Annotated in this window: 17 protein-coding genes; 9 read left to right on the top strand and 8 right to left on the bottom strand. The window is 43.5% G+C overall.

Going from position 1 to position 20,317, the window contains the following annotated elements:
• Positions 1–90: 90 nt before the first annotated feature.
• Genes JKJ11_RS24580 through JKJ11_RS24565 form a run of 4 tightly spaced genes read left to right on the top strand, consistent with a single transcriptional unit; the run spans position 91 to position 4,028 of the window.
• On the top strand, positions 91–1,047 hold the full coding sequence (locus JKJ11_RS24580; RefSeq protein ID WP_124941692.1) for an HlyD family secretion protein: 957 nt from the start codon (positions 91–93) through the stop codon (positions 1,045–1,047).
• On the top strand, positions 1,048–1,974 hold the full coding sequence (locus JKJ11_RS24575; protein ID WP_006070098.1) for an ABC transporter ATP-binding protein: 927 nt from the start codon (positions 1,048–1,050) through the stop codon (positions 1,972–1,974). It abuts the gene before it with no gap.
• Complete coding sequence (locus tag JKJ11_RS24570) at positions 1,971–3,071, top strand: ABC transporter permease (RefSeq protein WP_240205740.1); 1,101 nt, start codon at positions 1,971–1,973, stop codon at positions 3,069–3,071. The genes JKJ11_RS24575 and JKJ11_RS24570 overlap by 4 nt, the downstream gene beginning before the upstream one ends.
• Positions 3,072–3,095: 24 nt before the next feature.
• Positions 3,096–4,028, top strand: a complete 933-nt coding sequence (locus tag JKJ11_RS24565) for a LysR family transcriptional regulator (protein ID WP_063604787.1) — start codon at positions 3,096–3,098, stop codon at positions 4,026–4,028.
• Positions 4,029–4,120: 92 nt separating this feature from the next.
• On the opposite strand, the gene JKJ11_RS24560 is transcribed toward JKJ11_RS24565, so the two are convergent.
• The 4 genes from JKJ11_RS24560 to JKJ11_RS24545 form a co-directional block, all read right to left on the bottom strand.
• Positions 4,121–4,834, bottom strand: coding sequence for an oligogalacturonate-specific porin KdgM family protein (locus tag JKJ11_RS24560; protein WP_252039477.1), 714 nt, complete (start codon positions 4,832–4,834; stop codon positions 4,121–4,123).
• A gap of 317 nt (positions 4,835–5,151) precedes the next feature.
• On the bottom strand, positions 5,152–6,306 hold the full coding sequence (locus tag JKJ11_RS24555; protein WP_006070102.1) for a tetratricopeptide repeat protein: 1,155 nt from the start codon (positions 6,304–6,306) through the stop codon (positions 5,152–5,154).
• Between the two features lie 211 nt (positions 6,307–6,517).
• Positions 6,518–7,387: a MalM family protein gene (locus tag JKJ11_RS24550; protein ID WP_006070103.1), complete on the bottom strand. Its 870-nt coding sequence runs from the start codon at positions 7,385–7,387 to the stop codon at positions 6,518–6,520.
• 86 nt (positions 7,388–7,473) lie between these two features.
• On the bottom strand, positions 7,474–8,862 hold the full coding sequence (locus tag JKJ11_RS24545; RefSeq protein WP_038230787.1) for a carbohydrate porin: 1,389 nt from the start codon (positions 8,860–8,862) through the stop codon (positions 7,474–7,476).
• A 438-nt stretch (positions 8,863–9,300) separates the two neighbouring features.
• On the opposite strand from JKJ11_RS24545, the gene glgX reads away from it, so the two are divergent.
• The gene (glgX, locus tag JKJ11_RS24540; RefSeq protein WP_252039476.1) at positions 9,301–11,265 is read left to right on the top strand and encodes a glycogen debranching protein GlgX; all 1,965 of its coding nucleotides are present in this window, start codon (positions 9,301–9,303) and stop codon (positions 11,263–11,265) included.
• 151 nt (positions 11,266–11,416) lie between these two features.
• Complete coding sequence (locus tag JKJ11_RS24535; RefSeq protein ID WP_252039475.1) at positions 11,417–13,180, top strand: sensor domain-containing diguanylate cyclase; 1,764 nt, start codon at positions 11,417–11,419, stop codon at positions 13,178–13,180.
• Between the two features lie 32 nt (positions 13,181–13,212).
• On the opposite strand, the gene JKJ11_RS24530 is transcribed toward JKJ11_RS24535, so the two are convergent.
• Positions 13,213–14,088, bottom strand: coding sequence for a LysR family transcriptional regulator (locus tag JKJ11_RS24530; protein WP_038221951.1), 876 nt, complete (start codon positions 14,086–14,088; stop codon positions 13,213–13,215).
• Positions 14,089–14,228: 140 nt separating this feature from the next.
• On the bottom strand, positions 14,229–15,398 hold the full coding sequence (locus tag JKJ11_RS24525; RefSeq protein WP_006070109.1) for a BamA/TamA family outer membrane protein: 1,170 nt from the start codon (positions 15,396–15,398) through the stop codon (positions 14,229–14,231).
• A 371-nt stretch (positions 15,399–15,769) separates the two neighbouring features.
• On the opposite strand from JKJ11_RS24525, the gene JKJ11_RS24520 reads away from it, so the two are divergent.
• From JKJ11_RS24520 to JKJ11_RS24510, 3 genes are all read left to right on the top strand, one after another.
• Positions 15,770–16,225: a PACE efflux transporter gene (locus JKJ11_RS24520; protein WP_038168217.1), complete on the top strand. Its 456-nt coding sequence runs from the start codon at positions 15,770–15,772 to the stop codon at positions 16,223–16,225.
• 112 nt (positions 16,226–16,337) lie between these two features.
• Positions 16,338–17,015: a DUF2057 family protein gene (locus JKJ11_RS24515; protein ID WP_252039474.1), complete on the top strand. Its 678-nt coding sequence runs from the start codon at positions 16,338–16,340 to the stop codon at positions 17,013–17,015.
• Between the two features lie 61 nt (positions 17,016–17,076).
• Entirely contained in the window at positions 17,077–17,679 is a 603-nt protein-coding gene (locus JKJ11_RS24510; RefSeq protein ID WP_252039473.1) for an SGNH/GDSL hydrolase family protein, read from the top strand.
• Positions 17,680–17,761: 82 nt separating this feature from the next.
• On the opposite strand, the gene JKJ11_RS24505 is transcribed toward JKJ11_RS24510, so the two are convergent.
• Positions 17,762–19,150, bottom strand: a complete 1,389-nt coding sequence (locus tag JKJ11_RS24505; RefSeq protein ID WP_006070113.1) for an SLC13 family permease — start codon at positions 19,148–19,150, stop codon at positions 17,762–17,764.
• 285 nt (positions 19,151–19,435) lie between these two features.
• Positions 19,436–20,287 (bottom strand): alpha/beta fold hydrolase, encoded by an 852-nt coding sequence (locus JKJ11_RS24500; RefSeq protein ID WP_031494422.1) that lies wholly within the window; start codon positions 20,285–20,287, stop codon positions 19,436–19,438.
• Positions 20,288–20,317: the final 30 nt, after the last annotated feature.

The raw sequence follows: 20,317 nt of genomic DNA, 5'->3' as shown, positions 1-20,317 counted from the left end.
GTCTTGACTTCATAACTTTATGAAAATTAGCTAGAAAATAATCAACTGGCTTCTAATATTGACTATATAAGTGATATTTGAGGGTTTTCTATGAAACGGTCGTTGTTCATTGTTTTCTCTATCTTGTTTTCTCTGGTGGGATGCCAAAGTGACGACAATGGCAAAGCACTAGGTACACTTGAGCGAGACCGCATTACATTTTCTTCTACCGCGAATGAAATCATTCGTGAATTGCCTATTCGTGAAGGGAGTATGGTAAAAACAGGAGATGTTCTAGTTCGCTTAGACACCAAACGACAAGAAGCCGTATTGGCTCATTCGATAGCTGAAGAAGCAAAAGCCAGTGCTTACTTACTTCGCCTAACCAATGGTGAAAGACCTGAAGATATTGCAGCTGCGCAAGCTAAAGTAGATATGGCCCAAGCTCGATTGATCGAAGCGGAAAAGAACTACTCTCGAGCAGAAGAGTTAGTGCGCAAAAAACTCGCAAGTCAATCGCAAAAGGACCAAGCGTTGGCTAACCGCGACTCAGCAAGAGCGGAGCTAAACTCGGCAACAGAAGAGTTCTCAAAGCTGACAGCCGGTACCCGACCCGAGGATATCACACAAGCAGAAGCTGCCTTGGCTGCTGCAAAGGCCGACGTTGCATTACAAACCCAGCAGTTGGATGAGCTCACTATCGTCGCGACACGTGATGGCGTGCTTGATAACCTGCCATACAATCTTGGCGAACGAGTCGCTACTGGTTCCTTTGTTGCCGTGGTGCTAGCAGACCGGGTACCCTACGCGCGTGTCTATGTTCCTTCTTCAGTCAGGGTGAAGTTTGTCCCTGGTCTTGAAGTGCCTGTTCATGTGGACGGGTTAGAGCAAATACTAACTGGCACAGTTCGTTGGGTCGCATCCGATCCATCATTCACCCCTTATTATGCTCTAACTGAAGATGAGCGCTCACGCTTGATGTATCTGGCAGAGATCGACTTACCCGACAGTGCTCAAACACTTCCTACCGGAGTACCAGCTCAAGTTGACTTAGCGGGGCTGAAGTAGATGAGCGAGATTGCCGTTACAGCAACCAATATCACCAAAAAGTTCGGTGACTTTACAGCCATCAATGGCATTAACTTGTCGGTTCCCAAAGGCAGTATTTATGGGTTTCTAGGGCCCAATGGTTGCGGGAAATCGACCACTATTCGCATGCTAACAGGCCTGCTTAGTCCTACCGAGGGCACCGTTAATGTTTTGGGATTGGATATTCCCCAACAGTCAGAACAACTGAGATTAAAGATTGGTTATATGACACAGAAATTCTCTTTGTATGACGATCTTTCTGTTCAGGAGAACTTGCAGTTTATTGGGCAAATATTCGGAATGAACCGCTCTTTTTGTAGCAACAGAATAGAAGAGCAACTGAGTATCTACGGTCTGTCCAACCTCAAGAAACAACGAGTCAGCGGCATGAGTGGTGGCCAAAAACAGCGTTTATCCCTTGCGGCTGCGACCATGCACAGACCAGAACTGCTTTTTTTGGATGAGCCGACTTCAGCCGTGGATCCTGAGAATCGTCGAGAATTTTGGGAACAACTGTTTGATCTTAGTGATCAAGGCACCACTATCCTAGTCACCACCCACTATATGGATGAAGCTGAGCGTTGTCATCGATTAGCCATTATGGAAGCGGGAGAAATGCGTGCAGACGATGAGCCAGAAGTGCTGATGAATAATATGGGAGTCAACATTGTAGAAGTGCGAGCGCCCCAATTACGAGCATTGAAAGAGAAGCTCGTCGCTTGTGAAGAGGTTCGATCTGCAGCTCAGTTAGGAATTCGCTTACGTGTACTGATCTATCAATCCGTCGCTGACCCCATCTTGTGGCTTAAAACGCGCTTCCCTGATTTAGCTCAAGCTGAGCTCACACCGGCAAGACCAAGTTTAGAAGATGTCTTTGTTTCCGTCACAGGTAAGGGCAGACAATGAAAAGCTTAACGCGCATGAGCGCCATAATGGTCAAAGAAATTCGTCAGCTCTCAAGGGATCGCATTACGTTTGGGATGGTTGTCATGATACCGCTCATTCAGCTTATTTTATTTGGATTTGCAATGAATACGGACGTGCGGAATATTCCGATTGCGATCGTTGATCAAAGCCAATCAGCCCCAGGGCGAATTATTGTTGAAGCCGTCAAGGTCACTCAGGTAGTCACCGTTAAAGCGCAATATCCAACGGTTGAGGAAGCAGAAGTTGCCATTCGTGAGGGTGTGGTACGTGCGGCGTTAATCTTACCTAACAACCTAACGCAACGTATTACTCATAAGCAGACACTAGGCCAATGGCTGGTCGACGGTTCCGATACTATGATCAGTTCTGCGCTTTTGGGTTTGCAAAACATGCCTATCAAAGAGTTTTCGATTGCAGGCTACCAGCCAAGCTCTCCAAAAACCTTCGAAGCAACCCTACTCTATAATCCAAGTCGCCGATCCGCAGTGAATATTGTCCCTGGACTCTTAGGTGTGATACTGACAATGACGATGATTTTATTTACCAGTGCAGCCATCGTGCGAGAACGCGAACGAGGCAATCTGGAGTTGTTAATCACCACTCCTATTCATTCCCTTGAGTTAATGATCGGTAAGATAGTCCCTTATATCTTTATCGGACTGATTCAGATCTTCATTATTTTAGGACTCGGTTGGGCGATTTTCAGCGTTCCCATAAATGGTCAAGTGAGTCAAATTCTGATGGGAAGTTTGCTATTTATAGCCGCTAGCTTAACTTTGGGTTTGGTGATTTCAACCATCGCGCAGACTCAGTTGCAAGCCATGCAAATGACCGTGTTTATCTTGCTGCCTTCTATCTTGCTCTCTGGATTTATGTTTCCTTATGAAGCGATGCCGAATGCCGCCCAATGGGTCGCAGAAGCTTTACCAGCTACTCACTTTATGCGCATGATACGCGGCATTATTTTACGTGGCGCTGATTTGTCTGACGTATGGCGTGATACCGTCTGGCTGGCTGGATTTACCGTCGTCGGTCTTATTGTTGCCGCCTTTAGATTCAAGAAAACTCTCGATTAACAGACAACGACACAGGACGTTGCTATGGACAATAAAAAGCTAGAAAGCAAACCTAACAAGAAGTTCGACCTAAACTTACTGCGAGTGTTTATTTCTACTTACGAAACAGAATCTGTGACCAAATCAGCAGAGCAACTCGACCTGACGCAATCTGCGGTGAGCAATGCGCTGACACGCCTTAAAGAAAATGTTGGCAAAGAACTATTCTCGAGAACAGGCCGAGGCATCAAACCGACACGCTATGCCAAAGAACTGTATGAGCAGACCCATGACCATATCATGAGTATAGAGAAAGTGATTCAAGGTCTAGAAGCGTTTGATCCAAAGAAAACACAACGTACATTCGTCGTGTATTGTCATGAAGCCGCTATGTTAAGGCTTCAGAAACGTCTCCATGTCTGTACTACCTATCCAAATATCGAGATCATCTTAAAAGAACTTCCTCCCAAAGATGCCAGAATCTACGAAGATCTTCAGATGGAGAAAGTGGATCTAGTTATTGATGTGTCGCCATCAGACAGCAAAGTATTTCAATCAGAATTACTGCACAGTGAAGGGCTAACGTGCGTCGCCAGTAAGAATCATCCACGCATACAGCAAGGTAAATTCGATAAATCCAACTATATGACCGAAAGTCATGTTCTACTGAATATCAGGCGCCACAATCTCACATTTGTGGAATGGTTGGTCAGCGAAGTATTGCCACCACGAAAAGTATTTAGCCAACACTCTTCATTGCTTGGAATGCTTCCTTCAGTATCCAATTCACAAGCGATTGCGGTCATACCTTTATCTGTTGCGGAGCAGTATAGCGATATATTCCAACTGCAAACTTTTCCTTTCCCATTTGAAACTAAAACCTTTGATTCCTATATGGTTTGGCCAAGTAAAATGAGTCACAACTCTGCCATTACATGGTTAAGACAGCAGATGGTACATCATCTGAAAGAGAGTTAAACAAAGGCGGGTTATAAAGATTAAAAAAGGCAGCACTATGTGCTGCCTTTTCAATTCGGTTTGTCGCCAAGCGACAATGTATTCGGTAACGATTAGAAGTTAAACGTTACACCTGCACGGATACGGTTTTCTGTTTTGAAATCCGTGTATTGTGCATTCGCATATGTTTTATCAAGAATTTGATAATCTACGTATGGAGCCCATGATTCAAAGCCAGTGTACTTAACTTGGAATGTGTGTTCCCATTTGGTATCCGCTTGATCTTTACCATTGCCCGTGTATGCACCACCGTCTTTTTGGTTGATGTAAGCAGGGTTATACTCAAGTGCGAAGTCGTTTAGGTTGTAACCAACCCATAGGTCAACTTGGTTAGTGTCATTTGTCTTAACACCTGGAGTTGTGCTGCTAGACGCTGCTTGGTAACGGTAACGAGCTGCAGTATAGAAGTTGCCTTCAGCATACGTTGCTTTTAGGTATGGACGATATTCCATGTGGTCAGAACCGTTCCAGTATACGAAACCAGGAGTTAACGTGAAGTTATCGTTAATTGCCCAGTTGTAGTTTAGTTCTGTTTCGAAAGCAGCAACGCTTTTACCAGAATTGCTAAACAGTTTATCACCTTGAGCTTGAGTACCTTCAAGGTGGATTTGCCAATCTTCTGCAAAGTCAAAACCAGCGCGTACACGAGTTTCGTAAGTTTTAGCTTCTGTTTTGTAAGCACCACGAACGTCAACGTAGTTTGCGCTTGCAGGAAGGGCTACAGCAGCAACAAGTGCCGCCGCTAATGTCATTTTAAAAGTTTTCATGAAAAGCTCCGTATAGAACAGGAATGCCAAAAGGCATTAATTTAACGTGCGAGCGTTTAGGCCACTGCCAAGCATCCTTAGACGCCACACTAAAACTGAGCTCAGCATATTTTGTTGAGCATCATTTTTGTCAGAGGAATGTCAAAGTAGAGTTTGAAGTGATGAGCATCACATCATAATTGAACCACAAGCTAATTTACGGAACAAAATATTCTCAAATCGATAACAAAAATAGATTATACACCTATTTTTGATTCAATTTAATCATAAATGAAACCACGTTAATCATTAACGATGAATTCATACCATAAATACGATTACTGATTGGAGTAAGATGTGTGATAGTTGGAGTAATTGTAATCAGATTCATTCACTTGCATTGAGGTGTCATTATCGGAGGTCGTTTGCTGACTCTCTGAAGATTCCGTATTTGGCTGCTCTTTATTCAAAGTGTCTGCATCTTCAAGTGCAAAAAGAGGTAATTCTCTTTTATAAAGCTTGTTTAATGCCTTGATTAGCGAATGTTTCACCATCGGCCCAAACTGAAGTTTTTTAATGACGGGTTTTGCTAACGATTGAAGTCCCACGACGGAGTCCACTCCTAATGTCGAACCCACCGAGTCTCTTGCTGATTTTGCAGCCTCATAACCTAAATAGGCGGACATAAACAGCCAAATATAAGCGATAGCAGCGCCATTAGGCTTAATGTCTCGCCATGCTTCACCTGCATAATACATAGCTTCCACATTGCCTTTCTCAGCCGCACGTTCTAACCAATAGCAAGCTCTGTCAGTATTTTGTTCAACACCAACACCATTTAGGTAATTCAGACCCAGTTTGGTCATGCCCTCTTCACTTTGCTTTTCCGCGGCTTTTTCAAACCAAAGAGTCGATTGTTTAGGCGATGGTGTTGGGTTATCAGGAGAAATACTCCAGTCGCCCATATAGAGAATGGCCTCTAAATTTCCTTCTTCAGCAACTTCTTGGATGGTAGATACACCTTTGGGAATATTGCGCTCGGTACCTCGCCCATAAATTAAAGCCTTCGCAGCCTCAAATTTGGCATGAGAATCCCCTTCAGTACCAGCAATACAAAGGCGCCAATAGTTTGCTTGCTCACGTAATACCAAGTCTTCGCGCTTTTTATCACTGAGACGAACAATGCCGTACATCGCCGTGACGTTATCCAACTGCGCACCTTTATGGTACCAATACAGCGCTTCTTTCACATTCTTGCGTTCGGCTTCTTTCGCTAAATACAAAATTGTAGGTACATGGCCCGTTTCCGCTTTATAAACACGCTCTTGCCTTTCTTGTTGACGCGCTTTTTCAATAGCACGTCGGTAGGCAGCTTCACGCTCAAGACGCTCTTGCTCCATCCTCTTGCGTCTCAAGGATAACGAGAACATCCAGATAAACGCCAAGATGAGCGAAAGACTGGTTGCACCTATTGCAATAGAAAGTGTCGACATTGATTAATAGCTTTTTGGGTAACGGTTACTCTATATAGTAACGGCAGGAAGGGAGATTAATTAAGTGATATAGGCGATCTATTACACGCTTTTACAACTTAGTTTAGAGAAATGACGTTGGCTGAATATCTGCTTAGAGAAAAAGCCTCGAACCATTGCCACTTCCTATACCGAGCAGAATGATTCGAGATGGAGTAAATTCTATATTAGGTTACTTACGGCTGTTAATTGCTTTAACAAACGTTTCCTGAGCACCTTCGACGTTAAGAGCTTTCGCTTCATCTAGCAGGCTAAGTGCTTTAGGGATGTTGTCCTCGGCGACGGCTTTTTGGATCGCACTATGATAATAGCTTGTCGTCTCTGGTTGAATGGTTGCTGGAGCTGCTTTCACACTAGTTGCTACAACGCCAGTCGTTGCCGCTGTAACAGGTGCCACCATGGAATTATCAACTTTTCTAGACCCCAATGTGAGGGTCTCTATTTCTAAATTCAGTTCACCGACATAACTGTGTTTAAACTTAGGGTCAGTAACAATAGGTAACGGCTCCCCGCTTTCTTCTGCTCTCACCTTGGCAGGATGTGGTACAGAAACTAACTGGCCGACATCTGAACTGTTAGTGAACACAATCATGTAAGGTAATGACTGTGCGTCGACTTCAAAACTCGTTACATAACGATTCGCATCGAACATGTCTGAATAGCGAATATTGAATTCATCAAGAGTGATAGTTCTTACCACATTATATTCTTTGTCGAGTAATTGAACTGTCGGTGCTAACACTCGTTTTTTGAGCATTTTACTGCTCAGGGTTACCTTTACTTTGCCAGAACGAGGAGAGAACTCGAACGCATTGAAAAAGCTCTTACCGGTTTTGAATTCCCATACAGGAGATGATTCATCAATTACAAAACCAACATCTTCAGTCTTATCCAACTCCACCCAAGCAAAATCTTTTTTACTGATACAGCAAACGTCTTCTGACTTCATTTGAGCATCTGTGATGGTGGGCTCAACACCAGAGTTACTCGCACAACCAACCACACTTAGTCCAAGTACTAGCGCCAAAATATTTTTGTTCATAATATTCCACCATTTTAGAAAAAGAAGGCAGTCCTTAGACTGCCTTGTTAGATTAAGACTTCATCTAGTAAATTCAACTAGGTTGATTAGAACCAGATTTCAGCTTCGATACCGAATCGAGTATCACTACCTTTCGATGATTGCGACCATCCATAAGAATCATCGCTAGATGACATATAAGCAATGTATGGTTTGATCTGTGGACGTCCCCAGTAGTCTGCATTCACAGTGAAAACAGGTGCTAATGTAGCTGAGTAGAAATACGTTGTATCGTCTGTACGCCATCCCTTAGCTGTTTCGCTTGCCGCTGTTAAAACTGCTTCCCAACGGAAGTTGTCGCTTACTCGGTACGTAGGAGTTAAGCCCAAGAATGCGCGAGTTACGCCATCCTGCGCGCCCCAAACCTGGCCACGATCATTGTTATCAATGTTCCAATAAACAATTTCTGAACCAAGTTGAACGTTTTCAGTAATGTTGGCAACACCGTAAGACGTTAAGAATAGAGAAACATCGTCTTCTGCCCATCCACCATTCCAGTTACCGAAGTTTGTACCTTTAGTGGCCGCAATGCCTTTACCATAAGTAACACCCGTTAATGACCAGCCATCAAAACCGTAGTAGTCGCGAGAATAAGTAATACCAGCGCCAATACCATTTTCAGCTGCATCTGGTGTATTAGTATCTACACGATATTGATCTGAATGAGCACGTACTTGGTACTTAAGGTCGAAATCAAAGCTTCCGCCGAGTCCTTTAATACCATATAAGTAAAGGTCTAGTGACGTTAATGTTGTACTACGACCATCATCTAGCGTATTACAGTATTTGCCGTTTACAGTCTCGTCATAATCCGGACCATTATCCGGCGTAACTGTGTTCACACAATAACCATCACCAGGATCAGCAGAAACTACTGCAAAACCTAAATTATCCGCAAAATCTAGGCCTTTATATTCTACACCCGCACCTAGACCCGAAGACTGCTTCCAATATTCTTTCGTGATAATACCTGCTTGACGGTTCAAGTAACGTTTACCAGCCCAGATGCTGGTGCCTTCAGCAAACATTGAAAGGTCACCAAGCTCTACATACGCTTCTTTAAACTCTAATTGACCTGACGAAAGGTGACTGTCGTTACCGCCTGAAGAACCATAGAAACCACGACCATTACCACCCTCGTTGTTACCATATTCTGTCTTTAGAACGTATTTAGACCAAGCGCCGTTTTCGTAGTTATTGCCTTTAGTTACCGTAAACTCTACTTGGTTAGGGTTACCAGAGAAAGCTGCACCCGCTGCGCGATAGTCACGGCGGTGCTCCCAAGTTTCATTAAGTTGTAGCGACTCACCTACGTTATATAGAAGGTGTCCATAACCATTAACTTGCCAACCTTCTTGTACTTTGTCTTCCGCCATCACAGCGCCTGAAGCTAAAGCACCCACCACTGCAGCAGCAATTACACTTACTTTTTTCATTAGAAAACTCCGTTTAACTTATCGTTATATTCAATTTCATTTTCCAAAACGCCGCAGAGGCAGTACTGATGCGTTTAGGTCTGAAATATTTATCGGTTTAGGGTCCCGAGTTGATTGAACGGTGTCAGATTAACCAAGTAGTAAGTGCGATACGTCCTCCACCCTGAAGATTGTTAAGGGGGATGAGAAAGGATGAGAAAAATAACCGTATGGTGTTTTTTAAGGATAAGTCACAAAAAAAGGGGGGAGGAGTAGCGGATTTGGTAATGTTTTGACGCACAAAATACGTCTTACATCACTTTTTACAAAATAACGCCAAATAAACTGAAATTAAATTACATTTAAAATTCTGTGATCTTAACTTGACCTAATGTTTACAAAGCTATTAACTATTGAAAGTTAAGTAATGTCATTCACGAACAAATAGAAAAAAATCTTATGACACAACATCAATCAAGCCCATATCCATTAGGGGCGACGCTGGATAAACGAGGATGTAACTTCGCGATCCATGCTCCAGATTGCCCAGATATCCAATTAGCTCTCTTTGATGACAACGATAATATTCAATTGTTCCCACTCCCTAATGAATATGCTGGAGTAAGGCATACCCACATTAGCGAAGTCAAGGCTGGGCAACGTTATGGTTTTGTCATAGAAACGTGTGAAGAGCGTCATTTCATATCAGATCCTTACGCAAAATCGTTGGACAAAGCCCTGCACTATATTCCGCCATTTGATGTATCAAAAAGCTTTGAACTACCGAAATGTGTGGTCATTGCTGACGACTTCGATTGGCAAGACACTAAGCTACCAAGAATCCCTCGCGAAGAAATGGTGCTGTTCGAAACTCATGTAAAAGGCTCCACTAAGCTCAATGAGAAGGTCCCATCGCAGAATAGAGGTAAGTATCTAGGCTTAGTCAGCGAAGAGATGCTGAAGTTTTATAAGCAGCAAAATATCAATTCTATACAATTGCTCCCTGTCGCTGCCTGTATGCATGAACCTCACCTGCTCAACATGGATAAAGTTAATTATTGGGGTTATAACCCATATGTCTTTATGGCACCAGATCCGCGCTATGCAGATTCAGATGCTGTCCTAGAACTAAAATCAGCTATTCGTGAACTTCACCGCCATGGTATTGAGGTCATTCTTGATGTGGTCTACAACCATACTGCAGAGGGTGGAGATAACGGAGCGGTCTTCAATCTGAAAGCCTTGGATTCTAAATTCTATCTACGCCATGGTGAGTTCTTTGCAAACTTTACCGGTTGCGGAAACACGGTTGACCTCAATTATCAGCCAGCACTCAACCTTGTTATGGATACACTCCGTTATTGGGTTCAAGAGTTCAACGTCGATGGCTTCCGTTTTGACCTTGCTGCGACACTCGGTCGTAACGGAGATAACTTTAACCGTGACGCTGCCTTCTTTAGAGCTGTCGCGCAAGATCCTGTATTAAAACAGACTAAGTTAATTGCAGAGCCATGGGATATCGGTCCTAATGGTTATCAAGTCGGTAACTTCCCATTTGGTTGGAATGAGTGTAATGATCGTTTGCGAGACATTACGCGCAGTTTCTGGCGGGGCGATCAAGGTTACTTGAAAGAGTTCGCTACCCGATTAATGGGTTCTCGAGACCTATATAGTGCGGCAAATTGGCCATATAAACTGACCGTGAACTACATCACCTACCACGATGGTTTCACTATGCAAGACTTGGTGTCATACAAGCATAAGCATAATGAGGCCAATGGTGAACAAAACCGTGATGGACACGGTGATAATCGCTCAGACAATTATGGCGCAGAGGGCGACACAGACAACCCAGTCATCTTGGCAACTCGCGAGAAGCAAAAGCGTAACTTTATGGCAACGCTGCTCTTCTCGTTTGGTATTCCCCATATTTTGACCGCAGATGTCCTCTCACACACGCAAAAAGGTAATAACAACGCCTATTGCCAAGACAATGAGATCAGTTGGTTGGACTGGAGCTCAAGCGAGCCGAAAGAGCACTTCAGACAATGGCTAGCAGACATGCTTGCCGCTCGCCAAGAGTATATGGTGCCTTTCATCCGCGCATTTAGCGGTGAGAAGCGTAACGACAATCGCATTTTCTGGAGCCGTGTGGATGGAAAATTAATGAGCATGGAAGATTGGAATCGACTTAGTAGCGTCGCACTACATATTGGTATTGGGGATGACGGTGATGAGATGGTTTACTTAATTAACCAAACCAAAGCACCTGCTCGTTTTACCTTGCCAAACGATCGAAACCAGACTTGGAAGACCATTTGCGATACTCATATTGCAGAGTCTGAAGTAGGACATGCTGAAGGTGAAATACTTCAAGCTCCAATGTCGATGGCTATTTTGCACTTCTCTCCAACAGATTCATGATCTAACGTTAGTCCATTCATCAATAAGAGGTTGTTTTTCAACCTCTTATTTTTATCAATTGATCTCTACTAACTTTACGTCAAATAATTGTTTTGTATCCCTTATCTAAGACGTAGTACCATTTCCGCATGCTCAAATGGTTTAATACAATATGTCTCTGCCGAAAATCCTACTACGAGCCCTAAAACCGCTCACTTTTGCTCTTATTGCAGCGCTTATTTTTATCTCCTATCAGCAATATCAACATTCTCTTCAACTCGCGAAATCTCAATCTCAGTCCAATGTGAAAATGGCAACGGCACTAGTTTGGTCACAAATTGAAGCGACCTTTGCAAAAGTGGATTTACTGCAAAAGAATATTGACGACGCACGTTTTGCTTCACTTGTTACGCAAACACTAGACAACACGTACCTGTATAAAAGTATTAGTGTGTTCGACCCGATCGCTCAAACCTATGTCGATAATCATGGAGAAGGTATTAGCGAGCAGACAAAGTCATCGATTCAGTGGCACTCCTTCGATGCTCTTTCGCACCAGTATGCTGTTTCGACCCTATATCAAAAGCAAGATGGGCTCTGGGTATTTGCTATCAAACAGCAACTTAGTCACCCCAGGCTAGAAGTCTGGTTTGAGGTAGACGCTCAGCATATCACCCAATATCTCGCGAATATGAAAACGCTTAAAGAAGGCTATGTATTCGTAATAGATGGCACCAATGGCCGACTTATTTTCCATCCTAATCCTCTGAGAATCGGCACAGAATCCATCAGCTACCTAAAGGGTCTAGAACAGAAGATCACCTATGGACAAACTAGAGGTAGCTACGAATACCACTACAATGGCGAACTCAAAGTCAGTATGTTTGACGCAAGAAACCCAATGAAATGGATATTCGTTTCTGGAACAAGTCGAGCAGATATTCTGTTTACGTCTTATCAGATTTCACTCACCGCTTTGGTGATATTAGCGCTGTTATCGCTGGCTCTATCTATTAACTACATCAGTTACCAGCTCAACCACTCTTTAGCAAGACTCAACCAGGCGCCTGACATTGCTCATTTTAAACACGATCTTCGCGCCATCTTTGACCGTTTTATCTTCCACAAAGGCGTACAATTTTGTCTATACGAACAAGATACTGGGAGCTTTAAAACCGTCGACTTTCATGGCAATACCAAAGTTATTCATCAATGCCAGTCATTGCCGTCCATCTTCACCTCACGTCAATTGAACTATGTATATAACAGTAACAATGATGCGTTAGCGCGAAAGCTTCAAGTGAATGGGCGTCATTACATATTGCCTCTATTTCAGAGGGATACCCTAATTGGCGTGATATACGTTAAGAGTGCGTTTTTTGCCTTTGATGGCGTAATAAGAGCTATTCGAGATTTCTCTGAAGTCGCTCTTTCAAACTTATTGCTGTTCCAATACCTCAACGATAAGGATTCACTTACTGGACTGGACAACAAGCTCACCATGCGTTCAGAGTTGACCCAGCAACTCAGAAATTCTAGCGCTTATTTTGCTTTGATCGATATAAATGGATTAAAAAGAATCAATGCTGACTATGGCGATATGATTGGCGACACGATTATTCTGTATGTAGCAGACATCATCAAACGCAGCTTCCCAAAGCCAAAGTCACATTGCATTGCTCGCTATGAAAGCGGACTATTTGCGGTACTATTCGAGGCAAACGACAACGTCGATGCGAAAAAGCAGCTTGAATGGTTAAGACAGCTGATAGAAAAGCTACCTTTGAACATTCATGATGAATGGATTACAGCAACCGTCTCTATTGGCGTTACAGCAACAGGAGATAGTACAGATGGCATTATTGGTAGAGCTACTCAAAGCCTACAGCAGGCAAAACTAAAAGGTCGTAATCAAGTCCATATTCATCAAACATAAAAATAGCCCCTCGGTTGAGGGGCTATTTTTACTTAGAAGACACCAAGCATCTCACATAAGTACTTAGCGGCAGGACCTAACCTCGTATTGGATTTCCACAGCACATCCGCTGAGTTCATCATTTCATAGCGCTGGAATTCAGGCCTAAAATCAATCAAGGTACCCATCGCCTGCTTTTCAACAGTGAAATCTTTAGGCACTATCGCCCAGCCGATACCCTGCTCCACCAGCTTGATCACATCTTCTTGATCGTCAGCTTGCCAAATATCTTGAGAAAACGCGCCCTGAGCCTGAAGCACCGTATTCTGCATCATGCTGCGACACACAATTTGTCGTTCGCCAATAAGGGTTTCATTGCTCACTTGCTGCATGTCGGCAAAAATCGAATCCGGGCTACAAATACAGACCCACTCAATATTAGCGATAGAAACAAAGTCTAGCCCTTCTGGCACCGCGTCGGCCGCTAGGTTGAAACCAAGTTCCACTTCATCTTTGATAATCGCGTTAGTGAGATGGTGTGCTGCAAGCCTCGAAACATCAACTTGTGTGAAAGGAAAGCGTTGAGACATTTTCTCAATTGCGGATTCCAACAAAGAGAATGGTAGTAAAGGGTCAATGGCGATCTTTAATGTATCTTCAACACTATCAACACTAGCTTGTGAGTAATTACGAATTCGTTCAGCTTGTCTTAAAAGCACCTTAGCTTGCGACAACATTCGCTCGCCTTGCGGCGTCAGCTTAGGGTACTTGGTACTGCGGTCGAAAAGCGTAATCCCGAGATCGACCTCCAGATTATTGACACCAATGCTCACTGAGCTTTGGCTTTTTCCTAAATGCCTCGCAGCAGCAGAAAATGAGCCTTGTTCTGCCGCAGCGACAAAAGCAACAAGCTGTTCAATATTCAGCATACCCAACCCTTTGACTATATTATTAACAAGCGCACCATCGTAAAACAATAGCACAAAAATTGCACCCAAAGATAAACCAAAACAATAATGCCAGTACCGATTATTTGCGCTATAAATCAATAAAATGGCTTAGCTGGCATCTAGAAAGCTTCTCCAAAACGAATATAAAAGCTGGTATTTCCCATCTTTGATACCGCCGCGTCTACGCCAACAGTAAATCGCTCTTTGGCATTCAATAGGTAACGAACACCGACGCCAGCCGACGGCACAACTTCAGACTGAACCGAGTGCGTGTAGTACCGGTCCTGATTACCTATCACCGCCGCACCAGCGAAAGCCACACCGCTCCAGAGTGTGGAGAACTTATGCCTATATTCAATTTCAGCTTGGTACACTGAACTGCCTCGGTATTTATTCCAATCGGCACCACGTAAACTGGGGGTCACAAACTCATATTCTGGCGCATCACCTAACATTTCCTTACCCATAACTCGGTACGCCAGCACATCATCTCCAATTGGGAAATATTGACTAATTTCTGCATCCAGTCTGGTAAAGCGTTTGCCCGTCCGTTTGTCTCTTGAGTAGTGCAAGGTACTCAAATCGACGTTTAATCCCTGCGTCGCCCCCATCATATTATCGCGAGAGTCGTAGGTCATAAGCAGTCCAAGCGCGCTATTGCTGCCACTCATTTCTTGCTCAAACGCTTTTTTAATTTCTGGATCGGTATGCTCATTAAGGCTTGCGTTACCACCACTCCACAAACCTTGCACCCCCAAATACAGATCATCAATGATTTGCTTACGTACCTCTGCGTAAACAAAGTTAGAGTAGGATGAATATTGAGCGGCTTTAGGTAACTGCATTCCGACGCGCCCTGTGTATTTCAAATTGAGACCAAAGTGTCCAGCATAGAAACCCGCACGCCACGCATCATGCGCGAAAACATGTTCATGTCCTATGATTGCCATGCCACTGCCTGTATCAGTGTATTGACCGTAAAACATACTGGTAGAGGGGTTTTTAGCGCCTTCGGCTCGGTCGTGAAGGTACATGGCATTAACGCCAAGACCCAGACCAAGTGCATCATCAGTAATTGGAACAGGAAATGCGGCGAACTTGCGGTCAGGAAGCTCATCTGATGTTTCCACCGACTCTTCGGGCTTGTCCTGACTCTCTGTTGAAGTCTTCGATTCGCTCGCGTCGCAATAAGGGGCAAAAGCTAGTATTGATATAGCCATCAAAGTCGATGAAAAGTTTGGCGTGTTCAAATGAAATCTCTGTGCGTTATTGAAAATCGTACGTAGCACTTAGATTCCATTCTTTTGAGACCACTTAGGCTCATTGAGTGCAGTTTGGTGGAGGTATCACCAATCGACATCCTACTAAATATTAGTTTGAGGAAAAAGACCAAGTATACGCATAGTTAATAGGTAATTTTCAAAACTGGCAATTCAGAACAAACAATAGTCGATCATATATATATTAATAACACACCAAATGAGCAACACATTCATTGAATTTATTGAAAAAGTATATTTAGATCATATTCTTACGAAAATATGGCATTAGAGTCATCACTCCTCCGACCAATTCGAAAATATAATAGATCGATCTTCAAAATGTAATATTTTTTTTATAAAGTTTGCGCAATTCGATGAGATGTGAAGGAGAGCACATTGTGAATTCAAAAAATGTAATGCGAAGCCCTGCGGATAGATTGAGACATACCATTTTGTTCGAGCTATTACTGTTACTTATTGCAGCACCAATTTGTATGTTTGTTTTCGGAGCTAACGTCAAAACCGCAGCGTTAACTGCATTTTCGCTGTCGTTGATCGCTATGGTCTGGAACTACATTTACAATTATGCTTTTGATCGAGCTTTGATTTACTTACGAGGGACATCAAAAAAGACCCCCACTCAACGTGTCTACCACGCATTACTGTTCGAGTTAGGGTTACTAGTCGCGACTATTCCATTGTTGGCATGGAGCTTAAACCTATCATTAATCGATGCCGTGCTAGCTGACTTGGGCTTCGTAATTGTGGCTCTATTTTACGCCTATTTCTTTAATCTGGTTTACGATGCAGTATTTCCGATCGTCGACCACAACAATGACAAGCATGCATTGTAATTTTTTGATTAAATTCCATATTAGTATTGCGGCGAAGATTGCAATCAATCCATAACATAGGCAATCTAGTGTACGCTAAACTATTAGAATAATTCTGCTAGGATAAAATAAAATGAAAGCTTCTAAGATTCTTGCTTGTGCATTACTCGCCGGTTGCAGCACCATGGCTGTTGCTGATGTGACGATCAAAATCCCAGACTCTGTTGATCTACTATCAGTCAATGCTGGAGACCCAGTTACAAAATCCAACGGTTTCTTCTCTTCTGGAAAAACTGCTACGCTTCCAGATGGTGTAAATCAAATTGTATTTCGCTTCGAGCCTTTGTTTGATTTGAATCGAGAAGAACGTGTTACGGTTCCAAGCAAAGCAATCATCGCTCGATTTGATGCTAGCAATACAGAACTCACTCTAGAAGTGCCCACCTACCAGAATGAACGCCAGGCTAAAAAGGACATTGATAGCTTTAAATGGTCTTTGGTCGACGCTGATGGCAATGTTATTCCAGTGACTCAGGACAAACTGATTAAGGACGGTATGCAGATAGGTCGTGATTACGACCGAGAAGCCGAGGATTACAACCGTAAAGGTGGCGTAGCCGCTATCGCAGTAGCAGGCACTGTTTCCGCAGTAACGCTACCCGCAACTTTACCTGCTAATTCAGCAAACGCAGAAATCGCAGTACCAGGTGGCGCAGCAGACAGTACGGCTGAAGAGATGCTAATCTTTTGGTACAACAAGGCAGATGCTGACACTAAAGCCCGCTTTAAAGAATACATCAGCAGCAACTAATCTACCTTATTCAAAAGCCGCTCTTAATGGAGCGGCTTTTTCGATCATACGAGAATAATACGTGAAAAAAATCGTCCTATTGGGTGACAGCTTGACGGCTGGATGGGGTTTAGCCACAAATCAAAACTGGTCAGATAAACTCATTGCAGCCCATCCAGATATTGAGTTTATCAACTGTGGTGTACCCGGTGACACGACAACAGGAATGCTATCTAGATTCAAACAACAAGTTTTAGACCAAGCTCCTGATGCCGTTGTTCTATTTGGCGGGCTGAACGACCTCAACTGGGGCACAGATATCAGTGTGGTTGCCAGTAACCTCAACGCTATGATAGCCCAGTCTCAACATCATGGTATTCAACCCATTTTAATCGTCACTTCTGCTATCGACCCAGTTGGTTCGCTCTCAATGTTTGGCAATCGTAAAGACACCGTTGAAGCCATACGCAGTGCTATTAAGCAGTTGAGCCAAAAACATGTCGAAAAGTTGAAAGCAATGTACAGCAGCGGAGAGAATGGGCTTGAGATCGTGGATATCTACCAAACGTTTGAACAATATGCATGCGAAAGAGGCTACGCATCGCTATACCAAGCCGATGGTATTCATTTGTCACCGCTTGGCGCTCAGCTTATCTATAATGCGCTGGACGAAATAAACTGGTAAGCAAAAGGGTCATCAGTACACACTGATGACCCTTTTGTATTTACGACCTATTTGATTATTTAGTCAACTCGATGACGTTAGACTATGCCCAAAAGCTCATTGCAATTATGGTCAAAGCACCGATACAAGCGATATTCAAGATAATACCAATACGCATCATCTCTTGTTGTTTAATATGACCAGAGGCAAAAACAATCGCATTCGGAGGTGTCGCTACCGGAAGCATAAACGCACAAGAGGCTGCCACTGCAATTAACACCGACAAAATCACCGGTGACATTCCAAACGCTTCAGCGACACTCGCAAAAACCGGAATCAGCAACGCCGCGCTCGCCGTATTACTGGCAAACTCAGTTAAGAAGACCACGAACGCCGCAATCACCAAGATAATCACCAACATGTTGAACTGAGAGATCATGTCACTTAATTCATTGGCAAGAAAAACACTCGTTCCCGTCGCCTTAAGGACATTACTCAAACAGATACCACCACCAAACAGCAGTAAGACACCCCAGTCTGCGGTCTTCTCAATATCCTTCCAATGAACTACTCGAGCAAAGTTCACCGCAACAATAGCGCCAAGAGCAACAATGGTGTCGAATTTCGCATACCCGCCCAACATTGCATTGATCGGTTTGCTGAATATCCACAAGAATACCGTAAGACCAAAGATAAGCAGAGTAACTACTTTCCCTTTATCCCAATTCACTTGCTCATGATTGATTTCGAACTCACCATCAAGCTTAGGTTTTAATACAAAGAACAAGACAGCTAATGCAATAGGGAGCAGAATGATTGATGTTGGTAAGCCAAATGCCATCCAGTCAGTAAAAGAGAGCCCTACCTCTGCCGCAGCGATCGCGTTAGGTGGACTTCCAACCATTGTTGCAATACCACCAATACTCGCGCTATAAGCAATGCCAAGTAGTACAAAAACGTACGTGTTATGGCCGCTTTCTTCATTTACTTTACTTAATACACCAAGCACCAATGGCAACATCATTGCCGCGGTAGCAGTATTACTGATCCACATAGATAAAAGTGCGGTGACGCCAAACAGCATGAACACCGCAACGCTCATCTTACCTTTTGCCATTACTAGCACTTTATCGGCAATAACCTTGTCTAAGCCTTGCCTATGCATAGCGGCTGCTAGTGCAAAACCACCCAAGAACAAAAATATGATGGAATTGGCAAAGTTATTTAAAGCGGTCTGCGTATCAAACACACCGAACAAAACCGCAATCACCGGCACCAATATAGCAGTCACAGTCACGTGAAGCGCTTCGGTCAACCACAGCACAGCAATAAACGCTAAGATACTAATTCCCAGCACGACACTGGGTTCAAATGGTAAGGTGTTATAGAGCACAGCAAACAGCACGACGTCGGCAAGAATAATCATGCTGTTACGGTTAAAGAACCACTCTCGGGTATTGGAGGGTAAGGGGACACTATCGTTTCTATTCATTATTATGGCTTCCTTTGATTAGACGGGCGAAAGCGACCTTGAAACACGCTTCAATGTCGCGGCCCTAACGCCATAAACGAGATAATGAAACCGGAAGTTAGATTCGATCAGAAGGCTGACTGTATCCGATGTAGTTATATTAAAGAGGATACGACACTGATACTCAGTTTCTACGCTTATGGGACCAAGTTATGATCCCATATAGAAAACCAAGCGCATAATGAAAAATTATCAATCTGTTAACCACATCAACAATATGGATATAATTACAACATCTTGATTTTATTAAGCACCAATCAGCTTATCAAAGCTCGATTTTGCCTCCTGACATTGCATAACCCGACCATGTCCTTGTCCATGTGTAGTGACCAACTCTACATTGACCATCTCTTGCGCTGCTTTCTTCGACACGGAATATTTAGTGAAACGATCCTTTTCATCATGAACGATAATAGTTGGCGCATTGCGAAGCGCTAATTTGTTATAGGGATCGATGGTTTGCAGAGGGTATTGATATTGGGTTTGAATATCATCGACTACCGCTTCAAACAAACGCATCGAATAGCCAGAACGCGCGACGCTACCAAACAAATTATCAAGATAGTCGAGAACCGGCGCGATAAGCAGCAAAGGTTTATCATGAAGTTTCGCGTGCTTACATTCAATCGCCGAAGCCGTGCCCATGCTATGCCCAACTAACCCAGCAACATCGTCTTCATTATCCAGCAGACCTTCTAAACCGCCAACAAAGGCAGGAATATGCCCAAACGCACCTTCACTCTCACCATGAGCAGGATGGTCATACGCAAGCGCAGTAAACCCTCGACTTGCGATGTGCTCCATTAGTGGGAAGAATTGGCTTGCCGTACCAGACCAACCATGAGTCAAAATCCACACAGGACCTGTACCAAGACGATATGTCTTTAACATACCTTCTGGCGTCGCGATCTCACCCTTTACCAATCCCTGAGGCTCAGAATTCTTTGGTTTAGAACGAACAGGCGTCAACAATAGTTTCTTCGCAGTGTTCTTCGCATGATTAGGCGCCAACTTATGATGAGCGCGCGTTGTAAGGTTAATCATGCGCTTTTTAAAACTGAATTTATTAGAAGTGTTGAAGTAAATTTTGTCACTCATGACTGACTCTTCCTTGCAGCACGATTCGAA

It is taken from the genome of Vibrio sp. SCSIO 43133, from assembly GCF_023716845.1.
In the GTDB taxonomy this organism is placed as follows: Bacteria; Pseudomonadota; Gammaproteobacteria; order Enterobacterales; family Vibrionaceae; genus Vibrio; species Vibrio mediterranei.
The sequence above is the reverse complement of the archived record's forward strand: the minus strand, read 5'-3'. Positions and strand labels throughout refer to the sequence as shown.